Source organism: Micromonospora sp. NBC_01739 (genome assembly GCF_035920385.1).
Taxonomy (GTDB): Bacteria; Actinomycetota; Actinomycetes; order Mycobacteriales; family Micromonosporaceae; genus Micromonospora.
In genome coordinates this window covers 1,478,112-1,499,616 of record NZ_CP109151.1, presented here as the reverse complement: position 1 = coordinate 1,499,616, position 21,505 = coordinate 1,478,112, and the positions used below count along the sequence as shown (strand labels likewise).

16 protein-coding genes are annotated in these 21,505 nt (G+C 70.0%); 11 read left to right on the top strand and 5 right to left on the bottom strand.

What is annotated here, in order from left to right; genetic code table 11:
• Positions 1-5 precede the first annotated feature (5 nt).
• Positions 6-287 (top strand): hypothetical protein, encoded by a 282-nt coding sequence (locus tag OIE53_RS06690; protein WP_327025695.1) that lies wholly within the window; start codon positions 6-8, stop codon positions 285-287.
• Between the two features lie 113 nt (positions 288-400).
• Entirely contained in the window at positions 401-928 is a 528-nt protein-coding gene (locus OIE53_RS06685; protein WP_327025694.1) for a hypothetical protein, read from the top strand.
• A gap of 117 nt (positions 929-1,045) precedes the next feature.
• Here OIE53_RS06685 and OIE53_RS06680 read toward each other — a convergent pair whose 3' ends face one another.
• The gene (locus tag OIE53_RS06680; protein ID WP_327025693.1) at positions 1,046-2,404 is read right to left on the bottom strand and encodes a serine hydrolase domain-containing protein; all 1,359 of its coding nucleotides are present in this window, start codon (positions 2,402-2,404) and stop codon (positions 1,046-1,048) included.
• A 178-nt stretch (positions 2,405-2,582) separates the two neighbouring features.
• Between OIE53_RS06680 and OIE53_RS06675 the strand changes: the two genes are divergently transcribed.
• The 3 genes from OIE53_RS06675 (at position 2,583) to OIE53_RS06665 (ending at position 5,881) form a co-directional block, all read left to right on the top strand.
• Positions 2,583-3,248, top strand: a complete 666-nt coding sequence (locus OIE53_RS06675; RefSeq protein WP_327025692.1) for a hypothetical protein — start codon at positions 2,583-2,585, stop codon at positions 3,246-3,248.
• A 246-nt stretch (positions 3,249-3,494) separates the two neighbouring features.
• Positions 3,495-4,823 (top strand): toll/interleukin-1 receptor domain-containing protein, encoded by a 1,329-nt coding sequence (locus tag OIE53_RS06670; protein WP_327025691.1) that lies wholly within the window; start codon positions 3,495-3,497, stop codon positions 4,821-4,823.
• A complete protein-coding gene (locus OIE53_RS06665; RefSeq protein ID WP_327025690.1) occupies positions 4,820-5,881 on the top strand; it encodes a hypothetical protein in 1,062 nt (353 codons plus the stop codon). The genes OIE53_RS06670 and OIE53_RS06665 overlap by 4 nt, the downstream gene beginning before the upstream one ends.
• Before the next feature lie 234 nt (positions 5,882-6,115).
• Here OIE53_RS06665 and OIE53_RS06660 read toward each other — a convergent pair whose 3' ends face one another.
• Positions 6,116-7,060: a hypothetical protein gene (locus tag OIE53_RS06660; RefSeq protein WP_327025689.1), complete on the bottom strand. Its 945-nt coding sequence runs from the start codon at positions 7,058-7,060 to the stop codon at positions 6,116-6,118.
• A gap of 66 nt (positions 7,061-7,126) precedes the next feature.
• Here OIE53_RS06660 and OIE53_RS06655 point away from each other — a divergent pair, with 66 nt between their 5' ends.
• On the top strand, positions 7,127-8,851 hold the full coding sequence (locus tag OIE53_RS06655; RefSeq protein WP_327025688.1) for an RNA polymerase sigma factor: 1,725 nt from the start codon (positions 7,127-7,129) through the stop codon (positions 8,849-8,851).
• A gap of 33 nt (positions 8,852-8,884) precedes the next feature.
• On the opposite strand, the gene OIE53_RS06650 is transcribed toward OIE53_RS06655, so the two are convergent.
• The 3 genes from OIE53_RS06650 to OIE53_RS06640 form a co-directional block, all read right to left on the bottom strand.
• The gene (locus OIE53_RS06650) at positions 8,885-10,237 is read right to left on the bottom strand and encodes an aldehyde dehydrogenase family protein (RefSeq protein ID WP_327025687.1); all 1,353 of its coding nucleotides are present in this window, start codon (positions 10,235-10,237) and stop codon (positions 8,885-8,887) included.
• Between the two features lie 54 nt (positions 10,238-10,291).
• On the bottom strand, positions 10,292-11,149 hold the full coding sequence (locus OIE53_RS06645; protein ID WP_327025686.1) for a 2OG-Fe(II)-dependent halogenase WelO5 family protein: 858 nt from the start codon (positions 11,147-11,149) through the stop codon (positions 10,292-10,294).
• 87 nt (positions 11,150-11,236) lie between these two features.
• Complete coding sequence (locus OIE53_RS06640) at positions 11,237-11,404, bottom strand: hypothetical protein (RefSeq protein WP_327025685.1); 168 nt, start codon at positions 11,402-11,404, stop codon at positions 11,237-11,239.
• Between the two features lie 309 nt (positions 11,405-11,713).
• On the opposite strand from OIE53_RS06640, the gene OIE53_RS06635 reads away from it, so the two are divergent.
• From OIE53_RS06635 to OIE53_RS06615, 5 genes are all read left to right on the top strand, one after another.
• Positions 11,714-12,766, top strand: a complete 1,053-nt coding sequence (locus tag OIE53_RS06635; protein ID WP_327025684.1) for a beta-ketoacyl-ACP synthase III — start codon at positions 11,714-11,716, stop codon at positions 12,764-12,766.
• A 96-nt stretch (positions 12,767-12,862) separates the two neighbouring features.
• Positions 12,863-13,099: an acyl carrier protein gene (locus OIE53_RS06630; protein WP_327025683.1), complete on the top strand. Its 237-nt coding sequence runs from the start codon at positions 12,863-12,865 to the stop codon at positions 13,097-13,099.
• 145 nt (positions 13,100-13,244) lie between these two features.
• Positions 13,245-19,577, top strand: a complete 6,333-nt coding sequence (locus OIE53_RS06625; protein ID WP_327025682.1) for a non-ribosomal peptide synthetase — start codon at positions 13,245-13,247, stop codon at positions 19,575-19,577.
• A gap of 27 nt (positions 19,578-19,604) precedes the next feature.
• Positions 19,605-20,441, top strand: a complete 837-nt coding sequence (locus OIE53_RS06620; RefSeq protein ID WP_327025681.1) for a thioesterase II family protein — start codon at positions 19,605-19,607, stop codon at positions 20,439-20,441.
• A gap of 29 nt (positions 20,442-20,470) precedes the next feature.
• Positions 20,471-21,505, top strand: a complete 1,035-nt coding sequence (locus OIE53_RS06615; protein ID WP_327025680.1) for a TauD/TfdA family dioxygenase — start codon at positions 20,471-20,473, stop codon at positions 21,503-21,505.

Here is a 21,505-nt window from a genome sequence, read left to right as displayed (position 1 = left end):
TCGGGATGAGTCCCCCTCCCGTGTGGTGCTTCCGGGTACGGCCTGGCCGGCGTATGCGGGGCATCGTGCACCACCTCCTTGCCGGCGCCATCGCCTTCGCCCGCGAGCACAGCGCGCCAGCCGTCGAGGGCTACCCCGTCGGCTACCGCGGCGACAAGGTCGACCTCACCATGGCCTACGTCGGCACCCGCGCCATCTTCGAGCACGCCGGCTTCGTGAAGGCGGCCGACACCACCTCGGTACTCGCCGGCTTCCCGCGCGTACTCATGCGACTCGACCTGCGCTGACATCGATCGTCGAGCGGGCCCCGAAGCAGCCGGTCTGCCCACCGCTCCCCGGCAATCGAGCGGGTCGCGGATACTGGCTGGCGGGTGAGGCGCGGGCTGCGCCAAGCTGAGGTGTGATCGTTATTCAGCGGGTTCGTGTGCGGTGGACGGCCAAGGCACGCGGCGCGCCGGCCGCGAACGTGCGTCGTGGCCTCGACCAGGCAGTGCCGCTGCCTTGGTCACTACCGGAAGGCGACGTAGTGATCCACGAGGTCCTGGCTGACGAGGCGGTCGACTACGAACGCCATGACGAGGTGCTCGACGGCGGCGTCGAGCAGGCCCGCAGCATCGGCCTCTGGCTCGGCCGTAACGGAAAGACGGTCACCGTCGACCGGCTACCCGGTTCGGCCGGCTATCCGCGACCGTACGCCTCGACTCGATTGTTCATGCTGACCCCAGGGCAGGTTGGCCGTTACCGGGCGAACTTTCGGTTCACCGGCTGCGCCTGCAATCCGAGCTGGTACTACGAGGATTGGCTGGTGCATGTCAGCTACGGTCAGGTGGCTTCGGACCACTTCGTACACCGGCAGCCGGACCGGGAGGTCGACCATCGGGTGCATCTCTACGGCGGGACCGTTCACCGCAGGCGCCGCCATCCGTGACTGGGCGCATTCGCCGCGCGGCCGGTATCCGCTTCCCGCGAGGCGCGCGTCGCCGAGGTGATGTCGATGCGGGCCGAGGGTGTTGGGTTGCGTGCCGAGGTCGGTGCGTTCGTGGGGTCAGCCGGCCTGCCAGCCTGCCGGGTCGACCCCGCCCGGCACTGGCGTGGCGGGTTCGTAGGGCTGTCGGGTGAAGACGAAGCTGCCGAGGTCGAGGTGGCTGACGGTACCGCTCACATCGCGTTGCACCCGCAGCCGTTCGCCGGCGAAGTAGCCGTTGATCCCCTCCCAGCCGCCGTCGCCGGTGGGGCGCAGCCGGGTGCCGTTCCCGCCGGACAACGGGGTCAACTCCATGAAGCCGTCAGCCTGTGGGCGTAGCAGGTAAGGGGCTGGCCCCCAATACCACGGGCCGGCGAGATCCAGTAGCTGCGGGTCGATCGAGGGCAGTGGACGCCACGGGGCCGGGACCCGCGGCTCCCGCTCGGCAACCGTCTGCAGCAGGTCAGCGGCGAGACCACCGGCGGACAGGCCGGCGGTCACGTTGGCCATCACGACCGCGCCTAGGGCGTCATCGGGGCTAACCCACACGGTCGCGACGAAGCCCGGCATCGAGCCGGTGTGCCCGACCAGCAGCCGACCGTCGCGGCGCAGCAGCTGCATGCCGAGCCCGTAACCGATGTGCCAGTCCGTCGCCTCAGGCGGGCTCGTCGGGTTACGCATCTGCGCGACGGTGTCCGGATGCAGCACCCGATTGTCGCCGTCGATGAGGAACGCGGCGAACCGGGCCAGATCCGTCGTGGTCGACCACAACTGCCCGGCAGGCGCCATCAGACCGGTGTCCACGGCAGGCTCCGCCAGCAGCACATCGGCCCACGGATGCACCGCCCAACCCGTGGCGTGCGGCGCGACCGGCAGCAGGGTGGTACGGGTCATCGCGAGCGGCTCCAGCACCTCACGCCGCAGCACCCCACCCCACGCCTGGCCACGAACCCGCTGCACCAGCGCGCCGAGCAGCGCATAGCCGGGATTGGAGTAGTGGTGGCGCTGTCCGGCCGGACCCACCAGCGGATCGCTGCCCAGCACGTCGGCCAGGTCGGGACGCAGCGTGCCCGGGGTTCGTTCCCACCACGGGCCGGGCGCATCAGCGATCAGCCCGGCGGTGTGCGCCAGCAGGGCACCGATCGTGGCCTCACCCGTCGGCGTGCCGGGCAGATGCTTCCCCAACGGGTCGGTGAGCGCGAGTCGCCCCTCGTCGCGCAGGCGAAGCACCAGCACCGCCAGGAACGTCTTGGTGATCGAACCGATCCGGTACTGGACATCGCCGTCGGGCACCTGGCCGTCCACCGTGCCCCACCCGCCCTGCCATACCGGACGGGCATCACGCACCACGGCAGCGACCACCGACGGCGCCCGACCCGCTACCTGACCAGTGGCCAACCGATGCACCAGCGCACGTCGGGTCTCAGGCAGCAACGGCATCGATGACATGCGGGCAACCCTATCGGCCGGCCGTAACAATCCGACCCGCGTGGACCGGAGGACCGATGGCTGTCCATGGGCCAAGGCGCACCGCCGCGACGTCCGGATCTGCCGCTGATCGTGGAAGGCAGTTCACGCCGCATCCTGCCGTTGCCCACACTCGATATCATTCATTTTCGTGGATAGGCTTACGCTTGAACAGCGGGCAACAATGCTTCTTCGAGGCGGCGATGTCGACAAAGATGATCTACGCTTCTTCTTGTCGCGACTCTTGCAGATCCAAGAAGACCAGGGACGAGACGCCAGTCGAGCGGTGAAACGTGGAGTCGGCCTCGGGGCTGCATTCATCATCCTCACCTACAGCAACCTGCTGGAGGCCGAACTGCTGGGAATGAAGATCCAGGACATCTCCCCTTTGAGGCTTGTCATCCCGGTCGCCATGATGCTCATGGCTCTCCGCGCCGTCACCGTCCTGCAACTTTCCGTCTTCTATCGCCGCATCTTCCGCGAGGTGGCCGGCAAGCACCTACCGAACTGGGAGGCGTCCGGGCTGGTGCCCCTGCTCAGCCCATGGAACGGCCCGATGTCGACTCATGCCAGCCCCACACGCCTCGACATCCATGAGCACCCTGGAGTTGACCGCTTGCACCAGGCGATGAGAATGGTTGATACTTGGGCGGGAATCGCCGCTCTCGCGGGTTTTCAATTATACGCATTCGTCATCCTGTTCCACGATCCGAGAGTCCCGACCATCGCGACCGTGACATCTCTTGCCATATCGCTGGCTCTGATGTTGTATGTTGCCGCCTACCTGTTGTTCGTCAAGCTGAGCAGGCACCATTGATGGTCGCTTCGCTCTGACTGACGATGTTCAAGGCCAGTCTTCTTCCGACCACCTATCGGCCCTTGGGATGGCAGAACCATCCACTCCCCTCGGCGTTACCGCCAACGTGAGGCAAGGTCACACCCTTCGGCAGAACCCTTGAGTACCCCACCGACGGCCCGGACAGGACGAGGACAAGCGGCTGGGGCATCCGAGTCGGTACCTGTGGTTCTTGACGGCCACGCAGGTGCTTGCAATCGTCAGCAGGTGACCGTTCCCAGTGACCGGCTTAACGTCAAGGTTTTCCTCAGCCACCGCTACCGGTCGCCTGCGGTGAACCTGCAGTTCTTCGACCTGATTGACCAGGTCGCCGATGTTCAGTTCGAGGTCGACCGAGGGCTGAAGGCCACGAGCACGACCCGCTTGGAACGCATGATCCGCGACGTCGAGGTCTTCGCTGGCATCTACTCGCTGAGCGACGATCCGTTTGAGCATCTGCCGGCCGCAGATCTGGTGCGGGCCACCCGGTACTTCAAGCTCGAGCTCGACATGGCGATGCGCTACCGCAAGCCGTCGATCCTGTTCATCGACCGCCGGTTCGGCAACAGACTGCAGGGGCCGCCGGGCGCCGTCAGCCTCCGCTACTCGGCGCAGGAGATCCTCAGCCAAGGCATGGAGACGGCACGGCGGCATCTTCGCAACGAGTTCGCCATGTTCTGCCGATCGATCGGCAACCACACCCAGAAGCTCCCGGCGCGCGACGCCGCCGCGGTCGGATTGCTTGTACCGCCAACGGGCGGCGCGCGAGACGCTGCCGCAGCCGCCGTCGAGGCGTTCAACTATGCGGTGGAAGTCCTGCCCTGGCCTATTGCCCTCGACGGTGGCTTCACCGCGCAGCTCCAGAGGTGCGACTGGGTACTGGCCGACATGAGCCAACCGTCGGCCGCGGCCGCAGTGGCGTTCCTGCGGGGCCATGGGATACCTGTCCTGCGGATTGGGCCGATGGATGGACCACCGGACGTCGCAACCGAAGAACTGGTCTACGGCGAACTCGCCTCACACTACACAAAGGACCTTATTCGGTGGAGCGAGCCGGAACTTCTCCAAGTTGCCTTAGAGGAACGGATCGGGCAGATCACAGGTGAGCCAAGTCTGATCGACAATCGGATCGACGCCCAGGATTATTTTCGATCGGCTGCCAAGCTGAACCACCTCGTGTTCCTCAGCTACGCGAAGGAAGATCACGAGTACGCCGATCGAATCGGCGCCGAGCTCGGTAACGCTTTCCAGGAAGTCTTCGACTACCGGAAGCCGGCCGCGATACCGCACGGCGCACGATGGCTCGACCACATGCTGGCCAGCTTGGCGACGGCCGCGATCGGAGTGCCCCTGCTGTCGCCGAACTATGTCGCGAGCTCTTACTGCATGGAAGAAGGGCGACGGATGATGGATGCCGCTCTCAGCGGTCGAATGCGGGTCTTTCCGGTGCTGCTCGCCGACTCGGGCGTGGATCTGTTCAGCCAGCTGGAATACCGTCGCGCCACTCGGATGTCTCCGACCAAGATCGTTGCCGGCATCGCGCGGGAGGTGGCATGAGCGCGCCGACGGTGGCTGCAGTGGGCAGCCTGGCGACAGGGCGCTCCTACGATCCACCGCTGCGTGACGTGGCGGTCGCCGCCCGCGCCGCCGAGGAAATCGGGCGGGAGCTGGCACAGCATGGATGCCGGCTGGTGGTCTTCAGCAGCGACGACGGCTTCGTCGAGTCCGCCGTAGTGCGCGGTTACGCCGAGTCCGGCCAGGCGAGGCCGGGAGCCATCGAGGTGCGCGGTCCGTATCGGGCTGATCCCATAGATTTTCCCGAAGCGCGATCCAACCCCGAACTCTTCGACGCGCGACCCGAGCCCACATCCGACTGGGAGGTCTCGTTCTACCGTGCACTGCTGCACGTCGATGCGGTTCTGCTCATCGGCGGAGGACGGTCGACGTTCATCGCCGGGCTCATTGCGCTGTCCCGACGAGTCGCAGTCGCGCCGATCGGCACGTTCGGGGGTGCTGCCGAAAAGGCGTGGCAACGTATGCACGGTGAGCCGGACGCCGCGTCTGAGCAAGACTTGTCGGCGATGGTGTCCAGGTGGCGTTCTGGCTCAGCAGAAGTCGTCGTCGCGTCACTGCTACGGCAGCACGAACGGCGCTTGAGCGAGCAGAGACAGATGCAGCGTCAGACAACCGCCGAGACGCGCCGTCGCGCATGGAGCCTGTTGTCCGCGTTGATCTTCCTGGCGGCGGGTCTCGCCACGCTGCCTGCGGCCACGGCGTGGCAGCCCGGCACCTGGGTGGCGGTGAGTCTGCTCGTCTTCGGACCGCTGTGCGCGGCGGTGTCCGGGGCGCTGATCCGCAACGTCTTCGACGAGGTCGGCGAGTGGCTGCGCGCTGCGGTGTCCGGCGCTGCCGCTGGTGGGCTGTCCGCTGTCCTCTTTCTCGCGGCGCAGCTCACCACCAACCCGAATCTGCTTCAGGGAGACAGCGCCGCTCGTCTCGGATACTTCGTCGTGCCAGTCGGGTTCGTTGCCGGGCTCGCCTTCGACGCTGTGCTGACGAAGCTCCGCGGCACCGACGTGGTGAAGACTCACCCGGTCGATGCCGCAACGCCGTGACAGCGCAGCGCAGCACCCGGTAGCCGGACTCCCGACAGGCCATACCCGCAGATGGTCGTTGGGGCCGGATCGGGCAGGGTGAAGCAGCGGTCCTGCACGGTGGCCTCGGTGGTGTGTCCCGGCCCAGGCCGACACTGCCCAGTGCGGCGCAGCCGTCGTTCACCGAGCGGAAGCCCGGCGACCTGCCGGTCCCGCGCCGGGCAAGCCGGCACGGGACCAGGGGGTACCGGAGGGTCAGTTCGCGCAGACGGCGTACGCGCGAACCTTCCAGTTGCTGCTGAAGCCGTCCTCGTCCTCCATGGCACGGACGGTGACGACGGTCGAGGTCGTGGCCCGCATCTCGGTCAGGCGCACCTGGCCATCGCCGCCGAGGATCTCGCCGCCCACCCCGTGCACGCGCGTGCCCGTCGGGCAGGTGGCGGTGACCGACCGGACGGATTCGGAACTGTAGACACTGTCGTTGATCACACGCTGCTCGCCGGGCAGCGGGTCGGCGCAGATCGCGGTGGCGTCCAGCCACCAGGTGTCGGTGAAGCCGGTGCCGTCCTCGGCACCCGCCACCACGACGCTCTTCTGGTGGATGCGCAGATCCTCGAGGACGACTTCGCTGTTCGACGCCCCGACGACCGCGCCACCGACGCCGATGGCGTGCTTGCCCTCCGGGCAGGACTTCTCGAACCAGTTCGAGGTGCCGAAGCTGGGCGTCGAGCTGCCGGAGACAGTCACCAGGCCCGCGGGCGGCGTGGCGCACACCGCGCTCGCCGTGACCGCCCAGTTGCCGGCGACGCCGTTCTCGTCCTCACGGCCGGTCACCGAGTACGCGTCCCCGCCGATCAGCGGCCGCATGATGTCCATGCCGACCTGCCCGAGGCCGGAACCGGTGATCGCGCCGCCACCGCCGATGACCTTGGTGCCGGCCGGGCAGGTCGCGCTCTGCGACTTCGCGACACTGTTGCTGGGACCGGTCGTCGTCTTGATGCTCAGGCCGGGGATCGCCGCCGCCGGTACGGTGAGGGCCAGTTGGCCGAGTACGAGCGCGCTCAGCGCGGCTCCGCCGACGACGGACGTCCGACGCGACCACGGGTTCCGGTTCGATCCTTTTCGCATGATGTCTTCCTCACGTGAGGCTGTTCGGCTGCGATTGACATCGGTAGGAGCGCCGTCGGGTCGGGATGCCAACAGAAAGTTCGAAGAGAAAAGCTCTGCGGTTCTAATTGACCCGTTGACGAGCAGCGGGAGACACGGTTGGACACGGCGGCGTGCGAGGACACCGCACTGGTCGAGGCGATGCGCCGCGGTGAGCGGGCCGGGCTGGAGGGCATGTACCGGCGGTACGCCGACCGGCTGTACACGTACGCCCGAACGATGGTGCGCGACCCGGAGGCCGCCGCAGACGCCGTCCACGACGCGTTCCTCACCGCCGGCCAACGCATCGACCAGCTCCGGAAGTCCGACCGGCTACGCTCCTGGCTTTACGCGATCGTGCGCAACGAATGTCTCCGGCAGCTCCGGGAGCGGTCCCGCTCCCTGCCGCTGGACGAAGCCGATGAGCCGGTGGTCGACGCCGACGACCCGGCCACGGGCGTGAACGCCGAGCAGGTACGCGCGCTGGTGCACACCGCGGTCGCCGCACTGAACCCCGGCGACCGGGAAGTGGTCCACCTGGCCATCCGCCACAACCTGTCGACCGCCGACATCGGCGCGGCTCTCGGGGTGCCCGCCAACCATGCGCACGCCCGCTTGTCGCGGGCCCGCTCGCAACTCGAACGAGCGCTGGGGGCGCTGCTGGTGGCTCGCACCGGAGCCCGGGACTGCCCGACTCTCGCCGGCCTGATCGACGGCTGGCAGGGTCGGCTCACCCCGACCCTGCGCAAACGGGTCTCGCGGCACATCGAGAGCTGCGCGGTGTGTGGCCTGCTCCGGCGGGAACACCTCAACCCGGCCGCCCTGCTGTCGGCGTACACGGCACCGGCCTTCCTGGTTGTCACCGACACGGTGTGGCCGAGACTGGCAGAGGTCTACGGGACCGCTGTCCCGACCGATCCGGCGGGTGCGGTCACGGCCGGCCCGACGGCCGATCCGGCGCTGGTGGTCGACGAACCATCCGGGTCGCAAGACGGTGGCCCGGCAACCGAGCGGGCGTCGGTAGCCGACGAACCATCCGGGCCGGCGGGTCGTAAGGGCGAGGGGCCCACGACGGCAGGCGGCGGTGCCGTAGCGTCGGACGGGGCTGCGGTGCCGCATGGCGCTGCGCACGCGGTACGGCCGACCTCGTCGGCGAAGCGCGACCGGCGCCGTCGGCGGCTGGCCGGGGCGACCGCCCTGCTGGCCCTTCTCACCGCGTTCGGCACCTGGGCGCTGCTGTCGGAACGCGGGACCACCGTACGGGACGGAGCCGGCAAACCGGCGTCCCGGACGCTCGAATCACCGACCGGCAAGGTGGCATCCGCCTCCGCGCCGCCGTCCGCTGCGGAAGCCGAGACGCCGGCCGCCGATCCGCCACCGACCGCCGCCGCCGATCCGAGGGCTGGGAACCGGATCGTGCCGTCGGACGACGCCGAGGCCACCCGGACCGATGCGCCCGAGACCGCGCCCGGTGGCGTCGCACCGGCGCCGACCGTGGCACCGACCAGACCTCCGACCGCGCCCCGGCCGACGGCCGCAACGCAGATCGCCGCGCCGTTCACGGTCTCCGTCACCGCTCACGTACGGTGCGGCTCGGACACGTACAGCCTCGTGGTGCAGGCCACCGGCAGTGCCGCGCTGCGCGGCGCCGAGGTCAGCTGGACACCCGACGGGGGCAGGACGTCGGTCCGGGCCCTGACGGTGGACGGATCGGTCGCGCAGGGGACCGTCGGACAGTTGCGCGCGTCGGCGCTGACCTGGTCGGTGCGGGCGACGGCGGTGGACGGCCGCACGGCGCAGAGCCCGAGCTACCCGGTCGCCCGCCCGTGTGTCCGGCCGGGATGACCGGGGACGGCCGTGGGTGGTCTGCGGCGCTGGTCACAAGGGCTGCTGGATCACCTTTAGTCGGCCGAAGGCGGCCAGTCCTTCCAGGCCGCCCTCGTAGCCGTACCCGCTGAGGCCCCGCCCGGACAGGGGTGACATCGGGTCGGCGCCGGTGGCGCAGTTGACCGACACCCGGCCGACGTTCAGTCGTCGCGCCAGGGCGGTGGCCCGCGCCTGGTCGCCGAAGACGAAGGCACCCAGGCCGAAGGGGGTTCCGTTGGCCGTCGCCACCGCCTGATCCTCGTCGGTGAAACTGAGGACCGGTGCGATCGGGCCGAAGGGTTCCTCGTGGAGCAGCCGGGACTCAGCCGGGACGTCGGTCAGGACGGTGGCCGGGTAGTACCAGCCCGGTCCGGGTGGCACCCGACCGCCGGTGATCACGGTGGCGCCCCGCTCGACGGCGTCGCGCACCAGGGTGTGTACCTCGTCCCGGCGGGCCTCGGTGTGCAGGGGACCCATCGTGCCGCCGGGCCGGTGGTCCAGGTCGGGGACCGCCGCGCTGAACCGGTCGACGAACTCGGCGTGGATCCGCTCGTGGACCAGGAACCGGCTCGGTGCCGCGCAGCTCTGCCCGGCGGAGCTGAACTTCGAGGAGACCAGGGCGGGTACGGCGGTGGCCAGGTCGGCGTCGTCGAGGAGGATGGCGGGAGCGTGGCCGCCCAGTTCCAGGACGCAGTCCGCCAGTCGCCCGGCCGCCTCGGCGGCGACCAACTGGCCGGTGCGGTGGGAGCCGGTGAAGGTGATGAGTGGGAACTCGGGTCGGGCCACCAGGGCCGCCGAGCCGACCGGGTCGGTGAAGACCACCTGCAGGACGTCGGCCGGCAGGCCGGCCTTGGCGGCCAGGTCGGCGATCTCGCGTACCACCGAGGGGGTCGTCTCCGGTGCCTTCACCACGACGGTGCAGCCCATCGCCAGGGCGGGAGCCAGCTTGCGGGCGAGGATGACCGCGGGGAAGTTGCTGGCCAGGATGGCCAGGACGGGGCCGACCGGGTCGACCAGGACCTGTCGGTGCAGTCCGTCGCCGCCTGAGATCGTGCGTCCGGCGGTCGCTTCGGTGGCCGCGGCGGCGGTCCACCCGAAGGTCGCCGCCGCCCGGTCCAGCTCGGCTTCGGCCTGGGCCAGGGTCTTGCCGGTCTCCAGGGCGAACCGCGTCCCCAGGTGGGCGGGGCGCGCTGCGATCAGTCGGGCCAACTCCGTCAGGATGGCGCACCGGGTGTCCACCGGGACGGCGGACCACCCGGGCAGCGCCGCTGTCGCGCGGTGCGCGATCTCGGGTACGTCGTGCGAGGTGAGGAGTGGGATGTGACCGACCACCTCACCGGTTCGGGGGTCGTGGACAGCCGACATCGTCTTCCTCACCTCTTCGACGACCGTTCTGGACAGTGGGAACCGGCTCTCGGGTCAGCTCCAGGTGACCACGTTCTGCGGGTCCGCGTACGCCATCATCGCGGCCAGGGTGGTGCGGGTCTGCCGCTCGGTGGTGTTCGGTTCGACCGCGTGGACGTGGGCGCCGTTGAACACGTACACGTCACCGGCGTGCACGTCGATCCACTTGGACTCGACATCGACCAGGCACTCGGCCGGGTACGGCGAACCGGTGTACTCCACGCCGAGGCGGCGCTTGCTCTCCAGGTCCGGCTGAATGTTCCAGTAGACGAGCCGACCCCCGCCGCCCTCGTTCTCCAGGCAGATGTTCAGCGCGGCGATCGGGTTGCCGAACACCTTGTTGCGCTCGAAGTCGGCCATCTGCGGGTCGGAGCACTGCGAGTCGTCGTCGTGCGGCTCCAGGGCGAAGGCTCCCCGGCCGTGCCAGGAGCGGAACAGGGCGATCGCCGCGCTGCGTCCCTCGTGTTCGGCGGGCCGGACGACGGCCCCGCGCCTGGCCAGGGAGGCACCGAGCCCGGCGTAGAACTGCTTCATCGGGTCGTTCGGCACGTCCAGCAGGTCACGCAGGATCGGGTTGGCCTCCTCGGCCTCGTCCAGGTACTGCTTGGTGGGCTTGTTCCAGGTGTACGCCCCGATGTAGTAGCCGGGCGCCTCGACGCCGCGGACCTTACGGTCGGGGCTGTTCCAGAAGCGCTGGGAGATGTTCTCGGCGACCTCCGGCGGGACCATGCCACGGAACATCACCCCGGCGACCTTGCCGTCCAGGACGTCGAGGACGGCTTCCGGGTCGAACCTGTCGTATTCCCGGAAGGTGAAGTAGTCCTTGTTTCCGGACCAGCCGGTAACGGGCCGCAGGCCCAGCGAGCTCGTCATTGTTCTTACTCCTCGACTGTGGGTGACGACGGGGTCGGTCAGGGGGTGGGGGTGGGGGTGGGGTGATCCGGTGCGGGGCGCCGGGGATCAGTCCCAGGGGTTGTTGCCGGCGGTGCTGGTGGTGGGCGACGGGGACGAGGTGACGACCGGAGAGGAGGCCGGGGTCGTGGTGTCGGCCTGCGCCATCGAGGCACCGAAGAGGACGAGGGCTGCGGTCGTGGCGGCGAGAGCGAAAAGCTTGACGGTGCGGCCCATTGTCGGCTCCTTTTTCGGTGTTTCCCTGTGGCGTTGAAATGAAGCTAACGACGGGCGGAATCCTGGCCTTATCTCCGCGGCTATCTCGGCGCTATCACCTCCTTTCCCGGCGACCAGCCGCGGGGAGTCGCCGACCGGAACGCCGGGGACACGGGCGCTGCGGTCGCACGAGGACGGTGATGTAGCTGCTGCGAGGGTGCCGGGACAACTGCCGCTCGGAAGCGCCGACCGCGGGTTCACTGGCAACACGACCCAGCAGGGCGTGGCCGCCGGTAGCCGGCTGGCTCACCGGACGACAGAAGAGGAGGGGTGACCTTGTCGGCGAATGTCGAGTACGAGAGCACCACCAGGACGGCCGTCATCGCCGGACTCGGTGCGTATGTACCGGATCAGGTGGTCAAGAACGAGGAGATAGCCGACCGGCTCGGCGTCACCACGGACTGGATCCGCGACCGCACGGGAATCGAGCAACGGTTCATCCTGGAGCCGGGTCAGGCCACCTCGGATCTGGCCGTGGAGGCGGGCCGACGGGCCCTCGACTCCTGCGGCAACCCGGACATCGACTTCCTGATCCTGGCCACCTGCACCCCGGACCACCTGTTCCCGTCGACCGCGCCGTCGGTGGCCAGCCGGCTTGGGTTCAAGGGGATCGCCGCCTTCGACCTCAACGCCGCCTGCTCCGGGTTCGTCTACGCGCTGTCGGTCAGCACCGGGATGCTCGCCACCGGGGCGTACCGCACGGGTCTGGTCATCGGCGCCGACGCGATCTCGTCGATCCTCAACCACGACGACGAGATCACCGGGCCGATCTTCGGTGACGGTGGTGGCGCCGTGGTCGTGCGGGCCGGCCACCTCGGCGAGACGGGCAGTGTCTCCGTGCAGCAGCTCGGCAGCGACGGTGACCTGCTGGACATCATGAAGACGCCGGCCGGTGGTTCACGCCAACGCGCCGCGGGGGTCCCCGTCGACGTCGCCAACAGCTACTTCACCATGTCCGGCCGGGCCGTCTACAAGCATGCGATCAACAAGATGAGCACGGTCTCCCGGTCGGTGCTGCAGCGGATGGGCTGGACCCCCGACGACGTCGACTGGCTCATCGCCCACCAGGCCAATCAGCGCATCCTCGCCGCCACCGCCAAGGAGATCGGGATCCCCGCCGAGCGCGCAGTGATCAACGTCGACAAGGTGGCGAACACCTCCGCCGCCTCCATCCCGCTGGCCATGGTCGACGCCGTGGACTCCGGCGCGCTGAACGCCGGCGACAAGGTGCTGCTAGCGGCGTTCGGCGGCGGCGCCACCTGGGCAGCGGCCGGCCTCACCTGGCCGGAGCTGACCTTGGCTCCGACGCAGACGGTCCGCTGAGCCGACCGTCACTCAAGGACCGACGCACCGAGGTCGGTCGTACCACCGAACACCTGAGTAGGCACTCCCCCACAGTTGCCCGAGAAGGAGCAGATCATGCCCAACACCCTGGAGAAGGTCAGCGAGATCGTCCTGGAGGAGGCACCGGAGCTCACCGTCACCATCGGCCCGGACCTGCGGTTCAGCCAGGACCTCGGCATCGACTCCCTGACCTTCGTCGACATCCTCGTCAAGGTCGAGAAGGTGTTCGACGTCGAGTTCAGCGACAACGAACTCGCCTCCATGCAGAGCATCCAGGACATCCTCGATCTCGTGGAACAGAAGACGGTGTGACCTGGTTTCCCGGCACCGTCCACCGCAGGCCGCAGTTCCCTCGGTGACCCACCGCGCGTTTCGCACACATCGAAGGCGGTCGCGGTGGACGGTCGCCGGGTCGTCCGTCCGTTTCCGCGCAGCGCGTCCAGATGGGGGTTCCACCATGTCCGATCCGTCCACCGGCTCGCGACCGCTCAACGCGGCGCAGCTGGGCGTCTGGTACGCCCAACGGATCGATCCGAGCAATCCGGTCCACAACATGGGCGGCTACCTGGAGATCCAGGGCCGGCTCGACCCGCAGGCACTGATTGCCGTGTTGTGCGCGATGGTCCGCGAGGACGAGACGTTGCGGCTGCGCTTCACCGAGGTCGACGGCGCACCGAGGCAGCAGGTCGGACCGGTACCGGATTTCACCCCCCGGCTGGTGGACCTGAGCGCCGAGCCCGATCCATGGGCCGTGGCGCTGCGGCACATGCACGAGGACCTCAACCGCCCCCTCGACCTGGAGCACGACCGCCTGTTCCTGCACGAGATCTACCGGCTCGGCCCGGAGCACTTCCTGTGGTATCTGCGGGCGCACCACCTCATCCAGGACGGCTACAGCGCGACGATCATCCGGCGGCGGGCCGCCGAGCTGTACACCGGGCTGGTGACCGAGGGTGGTGCGACCGGTGCACCGCTGGGCTCGTTCACCGCCGTGCTCGACAGCCAGGACCACTACATCGGCTCCCGGGCCCAGCAGCGTGACGCCGCCTACTGGCGCACGTTGATGGCCGACGTGGCGCACGCGCCACCCACCCCGGCAGGTAAACCCGCCAACCGGGTCACCCGGCAGGTGACTCGGCTGGACGAGCCGGGATTCGCCCGCCTCCGCCAGTTCGCGCAGCGGGCCGGCACCACCTGGCCTCAGGCCCTCATCACCGCCGCGGTGCTGCACCGGCGGATGTGGACCGGTGACGACGATGTGCTGCTCGGCCTGCCGCTGCCGGGACGGTTGGACCCCCGGTCGACCGTCACCCCCGGGATGATGGCGAACATCCTCCCGTTCTACCACCGGGTCGACCCGACGCGGTCCGCGGAGCACCTGGCGGCCCGGGTCGCCAAGCAGGCCCTGCGCGCCCAGTGGCACCAGCGATACTCCGCCGATGACCTGCGACGCGACCTGAACTGGCCCGCTGATCAGGGGCGTCACTTCGGACCCGTGATCAACTTTGTGGTCGGGGACGAGCATGACGACTTCGCGGGCCTGCCGACCCGCTACCACCACCTGTCCACCGGCGGCACCATGGAGGACGTGGGGTTGACCGTCACCCACCATCCCGAGGGCGGTCTGCGGATCGAGGTCAGTACCGACACCGCGTTCATCCAGACCCTGGACCTCGACGCGTACCAGCGCACCTTCCACCGGGTCCTGGCGAACATGACCGCCCGCCCCGGCATCACGGTCGCCGAGATCGAGGCCCTGGACGCGGCGGAACGCGATCTGGTGCTGCGGGAGTGGAACACCACCGCCGTACCGGTGGCGGACCGGTCGTTGGCGGACCTGTTCACCGCGCAGGCGGCGGCGTGCCCGCAGGAGCCGGCCCTGGTCTGCGGCGAGGACGTCCTGTCCTACGGGGAACTGGCACAGCGGTCCGGGCGGCTGGCAGACCATCTGCGGTCGATGGGGGTCCGCCGGGGTGACGTGGTCGGGGTGCTGCTGGAGCGCGACATCGACTTCGCGGTCGCGGTGATCGCGGTGACCCGCACCGGTGCGGCCTATTCGATCCTGGATCCGGATTTTCCCGACGAGCGGCTGGCCCTGGTCCTGCGGGAGACGGACGCCTCGGCGTTGGTGACCCGCGAGGCGTTGGCGTCCCGGGTCGACGTGGCCTGCCCGATGGTCCGGGTGGACACCGATGCCGCGACCATCGCCGCTCGCGGCACCCTCGATCCGCAGCCGCACATCGACCCGGGCGACGTGGCGTGCGTGATGTTCACCTCCGGGTCGACCGGCACCCCCAAGGGGGTGTTGGCGCCGCACCGGGCCCTGGTGGGCACCGTGCAGGGTCAGCGGTACGCGACCTTCGGCCCCGGCGAGGTGTTCCTGCAGTGCTCACCGGTGTCGTGGGACGCCTTCTCCTTGGAGTTCTGGGGGGCCCTGCTGTTCGGCGGGGTGTGCGTCCTGCATCCCGGGCAGCGACCCGACCCCGCTGTGATCGCCGCCCTGGTGCCGCAGCACGGGGTCTCCATGCTCCAGCTGTCCTCCGGTCTGTTCAACGTCCTGGTCGACGAGTATCCCGAGGTCTTCGCCGGGGTCCGGGTGGCCTTCACCGGAGGTGAGCCCTCCTCCGGACCGCATGTCGCCCGGGTGTCGGCCCGCCACCCGCGCCTGAGGGTGGCCAACGCCTACGGGCCTGCGGAGTCGATGGGCTTCACCACGACCTTCGATGTGCCGGCGGACTTCACCGGCGTGGGTGTCCCGGTGGGCCGGGCGGTGACCAACAAGCGGGCGTACGTGCTGGACAGTCACCTGCGACCGGTGCCGCCCGGTGTCGCGGGCGAGATCTACCTGGCCGGGGTCGGGCTGGCCGACGGCTACCTCAACCAGCCGGCGCTGACCGCACACCGGTTCGTCGCGGACCCCTTCGGGGGCGACGGGCAACGGCTGTACCGCACGGGCGACCTGGCCCGCTGGTCGACCGACGGACAGTTGGAGTTCGTCGGCCGGATCGACGGCCAGGTGAAGGTACGCGGCTTCCGGGTGGAACCCGGCGAGGTCGAGGCGGCCCTGCTGGGTCACGCCGACGTCGCGCAGGCCGTGGTGCTGGCCTCGCCGGACGGCAACGGCACCCTGCGCCTGGTCGGGTACGTGGTGGCGAGGACCACCGGTGTCGACGGAGCCGCCCTGACGGGGTGGTTGCGCCAGCGGCTGCCGGAACACATGGTGCCCGGTGCCGTGGTGCTGCTGGACCGGATCCCGTTGACCGCCAACGGCAAGGTCGACCGGCGGGCCCTGCCGGAGCCGGACTTCGGTGCCCTCCCGACGACCTCCCGGCGGGCCCCCCGGGACGCCCGGGAGGAGATCCTGTGCGGCCTCTACGCCGAAGTCCTCGGAATCACCGAGGTCGGGGTGGACGACAGCTTCTTCGACCTGGGCGGGCACTCGCTGCTCGCCGCCCGGCTAGCCGCTCGGGCGCGGGCCGTACTCGGCGTGGAGTTGAGCATCCGCGAGATCTTCCAGTCCCCCACGGTCGCCGCCCTCACCGCCGGCCTGCCCGCCACCGGTACGGCCCGCACCCGACCCGCCCTCGTCGCCACGGCACACGGCGACCAGCCGCCGCTGTCGTACGCCCAGCGCCGCCTCTGGCTCATCGACTCGTTGGAGGGGCCCGGCACCACGTACAACGTGCCGATGGCCTTCCACCTGCGCGGGGCCCTCGATGTCGACGCCCTCACCGCGGCGGTCGGCGACCTGGTCGACCGGCACCAGGTGCTGCGGACGGTCATCACCGCGGTCGACGGCCAGCCGTACCAGCGGATCCTGGCATCGGCGCCGGTGGTCGTGACCCGGCGCGCGGTGGCCTCGGACGAGTTCGAGCGGCAGCTCACCGCCGCCGCCGGACACGTCTTCGACCTGGCCGCCGAACCGCCGCTGCGGGTCACCCTCTTCGAGCGCGGCGACGACGGGTACGTGCTGCTGATCCTGCTGCACCACATCGCCACCGACGGTCAGTCGCTGCGTCCCCTGCTCGATGATCTGGCCACCGCGTACGCCGCCCGATGCCACGGCCAGGCCCCCGACTGGACCCCCCTGCCGGTGCAGTACGCCGACTACGCGCTCTGGCAACGGGCCGTGCTCGGCGACCGCGACGACCCGGACAGCACCCACCACACCGATCTGCGCTTCTGGCGTCAGGCCCTCGCCGGGCTGCCCGAGGAGACCCTGCTGCCCCTGGACCGGCCCCGGCCGGCGGTCGCCGACCACCACGGCGGGGCCGTGCCGGTACGGATCGACCCTGCCCTGGCGCGTCGGGTCCGCGAGGTGGCGCGGGAGCAGCGCTGCACCGCCTTCATGGTGCTTCAGGCCGCACTGGCCCTGACCCTGCGCCGCTACGGTGCCGGCACCGACATCGCCATCGGCACCCCGGTCGCCGGCCGCTCCGACGAAGCCCTGGCCCCACTGGTCGGCTTCTTCGTCAACACGGTCGTGTTGCGTACCGACACCTCCGGCAACCCCTCCTTCGCCGACCTGCTGGTGCGGGTACGCGGTGCCGACCTGGACGCCTTCGCCCACCAGGAGCTTCCGTTCGACCTGCTGCTGGAGGAGCTCAACCCGGTACGCACACTGGCCCGGCACCCGCTGTTCCAGATCTGCCTCGGCTTCGACGACGCCACCGACGCCGAGCTGAACCTGCCCGGTCTGCGCGGTGAGCGCGGCAATGTCGTCGTCACCGGCGCGGCCAAGTTCGACCTGGAGTTCCTGCTGCGCGACGAGGGCGCCGACGGCATCGGCGGCGGCCTGATCTACCGCACGGCCATCTTCGACGAGGCAACGGTCGAACGGCTGCTCGCCGCCCTGGAACGCACCCTGCGGCAGGTGCTCGCCGATCCGTCCCGCCCGGTCGAGGAGGTCGACGCCCTTGATCCGGTGGAGCGGTCGGCCGTGCTGCACGACTGGAACACCACCGCCGTCGAGGTCGACGACGACTCGCTGGCCGCCCGGTTCGCCGCCCAGGTGGCGGCCGACCCGCGCGCGGTGGCGCTGCGTCACGAAACCTCCGCCCTGACCTACCACGAGCTGGATGCGGCGGCGAACCGGTTGGCCCGGCACCTGAGCGCGGCCGGGGTGCGTCGTGGCGACGTGGTCGGGATCCTGCTGGACCGGGGCATGGAGTTCGCGGTAGCGGTCGTCGCGGTCGTGAAGACCGGTGCGGCGTACGCCGTGCTGGACCCGGAGTTCCCGGACGAGCGGCTGCACCGGACGGTCGCCGAGACCGGCGCCACCGCGCTGGTCAGCCGCGCCGCGCTGGCCGCTCGGATCACCACCGACGCGCCGGTGGTGCGGGTGGACACCGACGCCGCACTGATCGCCGCCCGGCCGGCCACCGACCCCGGTGCCCCGGTCGGCGCGGACGACGTGGCGTGCGTGATGTTCACCTCCGGATCCACCGGTACCCCGAAGGGCATCCTGACCTCGCATCGCGCCCTGGTCGGCACCCTCGCCGGTCAGCGCTACACCGACTTCGGCCCGGATCAGGTGTTCCTCCAGTGCTCACCGGTGTCCTGGGACGCCTTCTCGCTGGAGTTCTGGGGAGCCCTGCTCTTCGGCGGTACCTGTGTGCTGCAACCCGGGCAACGCCCCGAACCCGCCCTGATCGCCACCCTCGTACGCGAGCACGGCATCACCATGCTGCAACTCTCCTCCGGCCTGTTCAACCTGCTGGTGGACGAGTATCCGCAGGCCTTCGACGGGGTCCGGTACGCCTTCACCGGCGGGGAGACCTCCTCGGTCGGGCATGTGGCCCGGATTCTGGCCCGCTACCCGGACCTGCGGGTCGGTAACGCCTACGGGCCGGCGGAGTCGATGGGGTTCAGCACCGTGTACCCCGTGCCCGGTGACCTCGCCGAGGCGAGCAGCCTGCCGGTGGGTCGGGCGGTGGCGAACAAGCGGGCGTACGTGCTGGACGACGGGCTGCGCCCGGCACCGGTCGGTGTGGTCGGCGAGGTGTACCTGGCGGGGATCGGCCTGGCCCACGGCTACCTCAACCAGTCCGGCACGACCGCGCAGCGGTTCGTGCCCGACCCCTTCGGCGACCCGGGCGACCGGCTCTACCGCACCGGGGACCTGGCCAGGTGGACGGTCGAGGGGCAACTGGAGTTCGCCGGCCGCCTCGACGGCCAGGTGAAGGTACGGGGCTTCCGGGTCGAGCCCGGCGAGATCGAGTCGGTGCTGCGCGGCCACGACCAGGTTGCCCAGGTCGCCGTGGTCGCCGGACCCGACCCGACCGGGACGATGCGACTGATCGCCTACGTCGTCGGCGACGCCGACCCGGGCGGACTGCGACCATGGCTGCGGGAGCGGCTGCCCGAGCACATGGTGCCCGCCGCCGTGGTCGCGCTGGACCGGATGCCGTTGACCCCCAACGGCAAGCTGGACCGGCGGGCCCTGCCGGAGCCGGAGTTCACCGCCGTCGCCGGGACCGGTCGGGCGGCCCGCGACGCCCGCGAGGAGATCCTCTGCGGGGTGTACGCGGAGATCCTCGGCGTGCCCGCCGTCAGCATCGACGACGACTTCTTCGACCTCGGCGGCCACAGCCTGCTAGCCGCGAAACTCGCCGCCCGCGTCTGCGCGATCCTCGGCACCCAACTCACCATCCGCGACATCTTCCAGGCCCCCACCATCGCCGCCCTCGCCGCGCAGCTGCCCTCGGCCGCACCGGCCCGCAGCCGCCCGACCCTGCGGCGACGCACCGAGGCGGGCAAGGCATTGCCGACCGGCCCGCAGAGCACCTGACCCATCCGCCCCTGAAGCAGTCCAGAAATGGAGCGCACCGTGGACCATGCCCCCTTCGACCCGGCCGGCGCGATGCCGGACCGGCATCCGTCGCCCGCCCCCGACGACGTCGTCTGGGTGCTGCCCGGCGGCACCGGGGACGCCCCGCACCAGACGTCGCTGCTGGTGCTGCCGCACTCCGGTGGCAACGCGCACGCGTACGCACCCTGGCGGGACCTGCTGCCCGAGGGGGTACGCCTGCTCGTCGGGCAGTACCCCGGTCGGGGTGCCCGGTTCAGTGAGCCGCTGCCCGAGACGATGGCCGACCTGGTCGACCCGGTCCTGGCCAGCCTGCCCGCCGACACCGACGACCTGGTCGTGCTCGGGCACAGCATGGGTTCCCTGGTCGCGTACGAGGTGGCCCGGGCCCTGACCGAGGCCGGTCGTCCGCCCCGCGCCCTGGTCGTCTCCGCCTGCCGGGCACCGTTCCTGGTCAACCCGAGCCCGGTGCATCCGGAGGACCTCGACGACGACGCGCTGGTCGCCGCGATCAAGGAACGGGGCGGTACGGAGAACGGCATCCTCGACGAGCCGGAGTTGCGGGAGCTGGTGCTGCCCTCGATCCGTGCCGACTTCGCCATCGACGACGCCTACCACAGCCCGCCGGCGGCACCGCTCACCTGCCCGGTGGTCGTCTTCGGCGGCAGCACCGACCCGGTGGTGCCGGCCGAGGCCCTCGGCCGCTGGGCCGAGATCACCGATGGACCGGTCACCACCCAGGTGCTGCCCGGTGGCCACTTCTACTTCAACGACCAGCTCGAAGACTTCCTCACCCTGGTCACCGGTGTCCTCGACGGCTGCGCCGTCCGGCCGGAATTCGCCTGACCCACTCCACCTCGTTCAGGAGGATCTCGATGTCTCTCACCGCCCAAGCGCCTGTAGCCCACCTCGACGTACGTCACGAACCGGGCAAGCCGACCATCCTCGTCACCCCGTCGTTCGACGACCTCGACGACGCCGTCGGGTGGCTCACCGCGCACCGCGCGGCGATCCGCGCCGAACTGCTGCACTGCGGCAGCCTGATGATCCGTGGCCTGCCCGTCGGGGACACCACCGACTTCGCCCGGGTCCGCGACGTGCTGATGCCGCAGCAGACCGGCTACCGGGAGAAGGCCACCCCGCGTACCGACTTCGGTCAGGGCGTCTTCTCCTCCACCGACCTGCCCGCCGCCCAGCCGATCCGGCTGCACAACGAGAACAGCTACACCCTCGACTTCCCCGGCACCCTGCTGTTCGGGTGTGTCACCGCGCCCGAGGAGGGCGGCGCGACGACCGTCGGCGACATGCGCGAGGCGCTGCGCCTGATGCCCGCCGACCTGCGGGAGCGCTTCGCCGCGCACGGCTGGCTGCTGGTGCGCAACTACTCCGAGCTGGCCGGTCTGCCCTGGCAGACCAGTTTCGCCAGCGACGACCCGGCCGACGTGCAGTCCTACTGCGACGAGAACGTGATCGGCTACGAGTGGCTCGACGAGGAGGAGCTGCGCACCCGGCAGCGTCGCTCGGCGATCGTCACCCACCCGGTCACCGGCGAGCAGTCCTGGTTCAACCACTACGCCTTCTGGAACCGGTGGACCCTCGACGCGGACGTGCGCGACGTACTGCTGGACACCTACGGCGACGACGGGCTGCCGTTCGACACCTACGTCGGTGACGGCTCGGCGCTGACCCGGGAGGAGGTCGAGACGATCGCCTCGGTGTACGAGCAGGTGACCGTCCGCGAGACCTGGCAGGTCGGCGACCTGCTGATGGTCGACAACATCCTCAACGCCCACGGGCGGGAGGCCTTCTCCGGCGCCCGCAAGATCCTGGTGGCGATGGGTGACCCGGTCGCCCTGGCCGACTGTTCCCCGCAGACTCCCCCGTCCACCACCGTGTCGGACGGGAAGTGA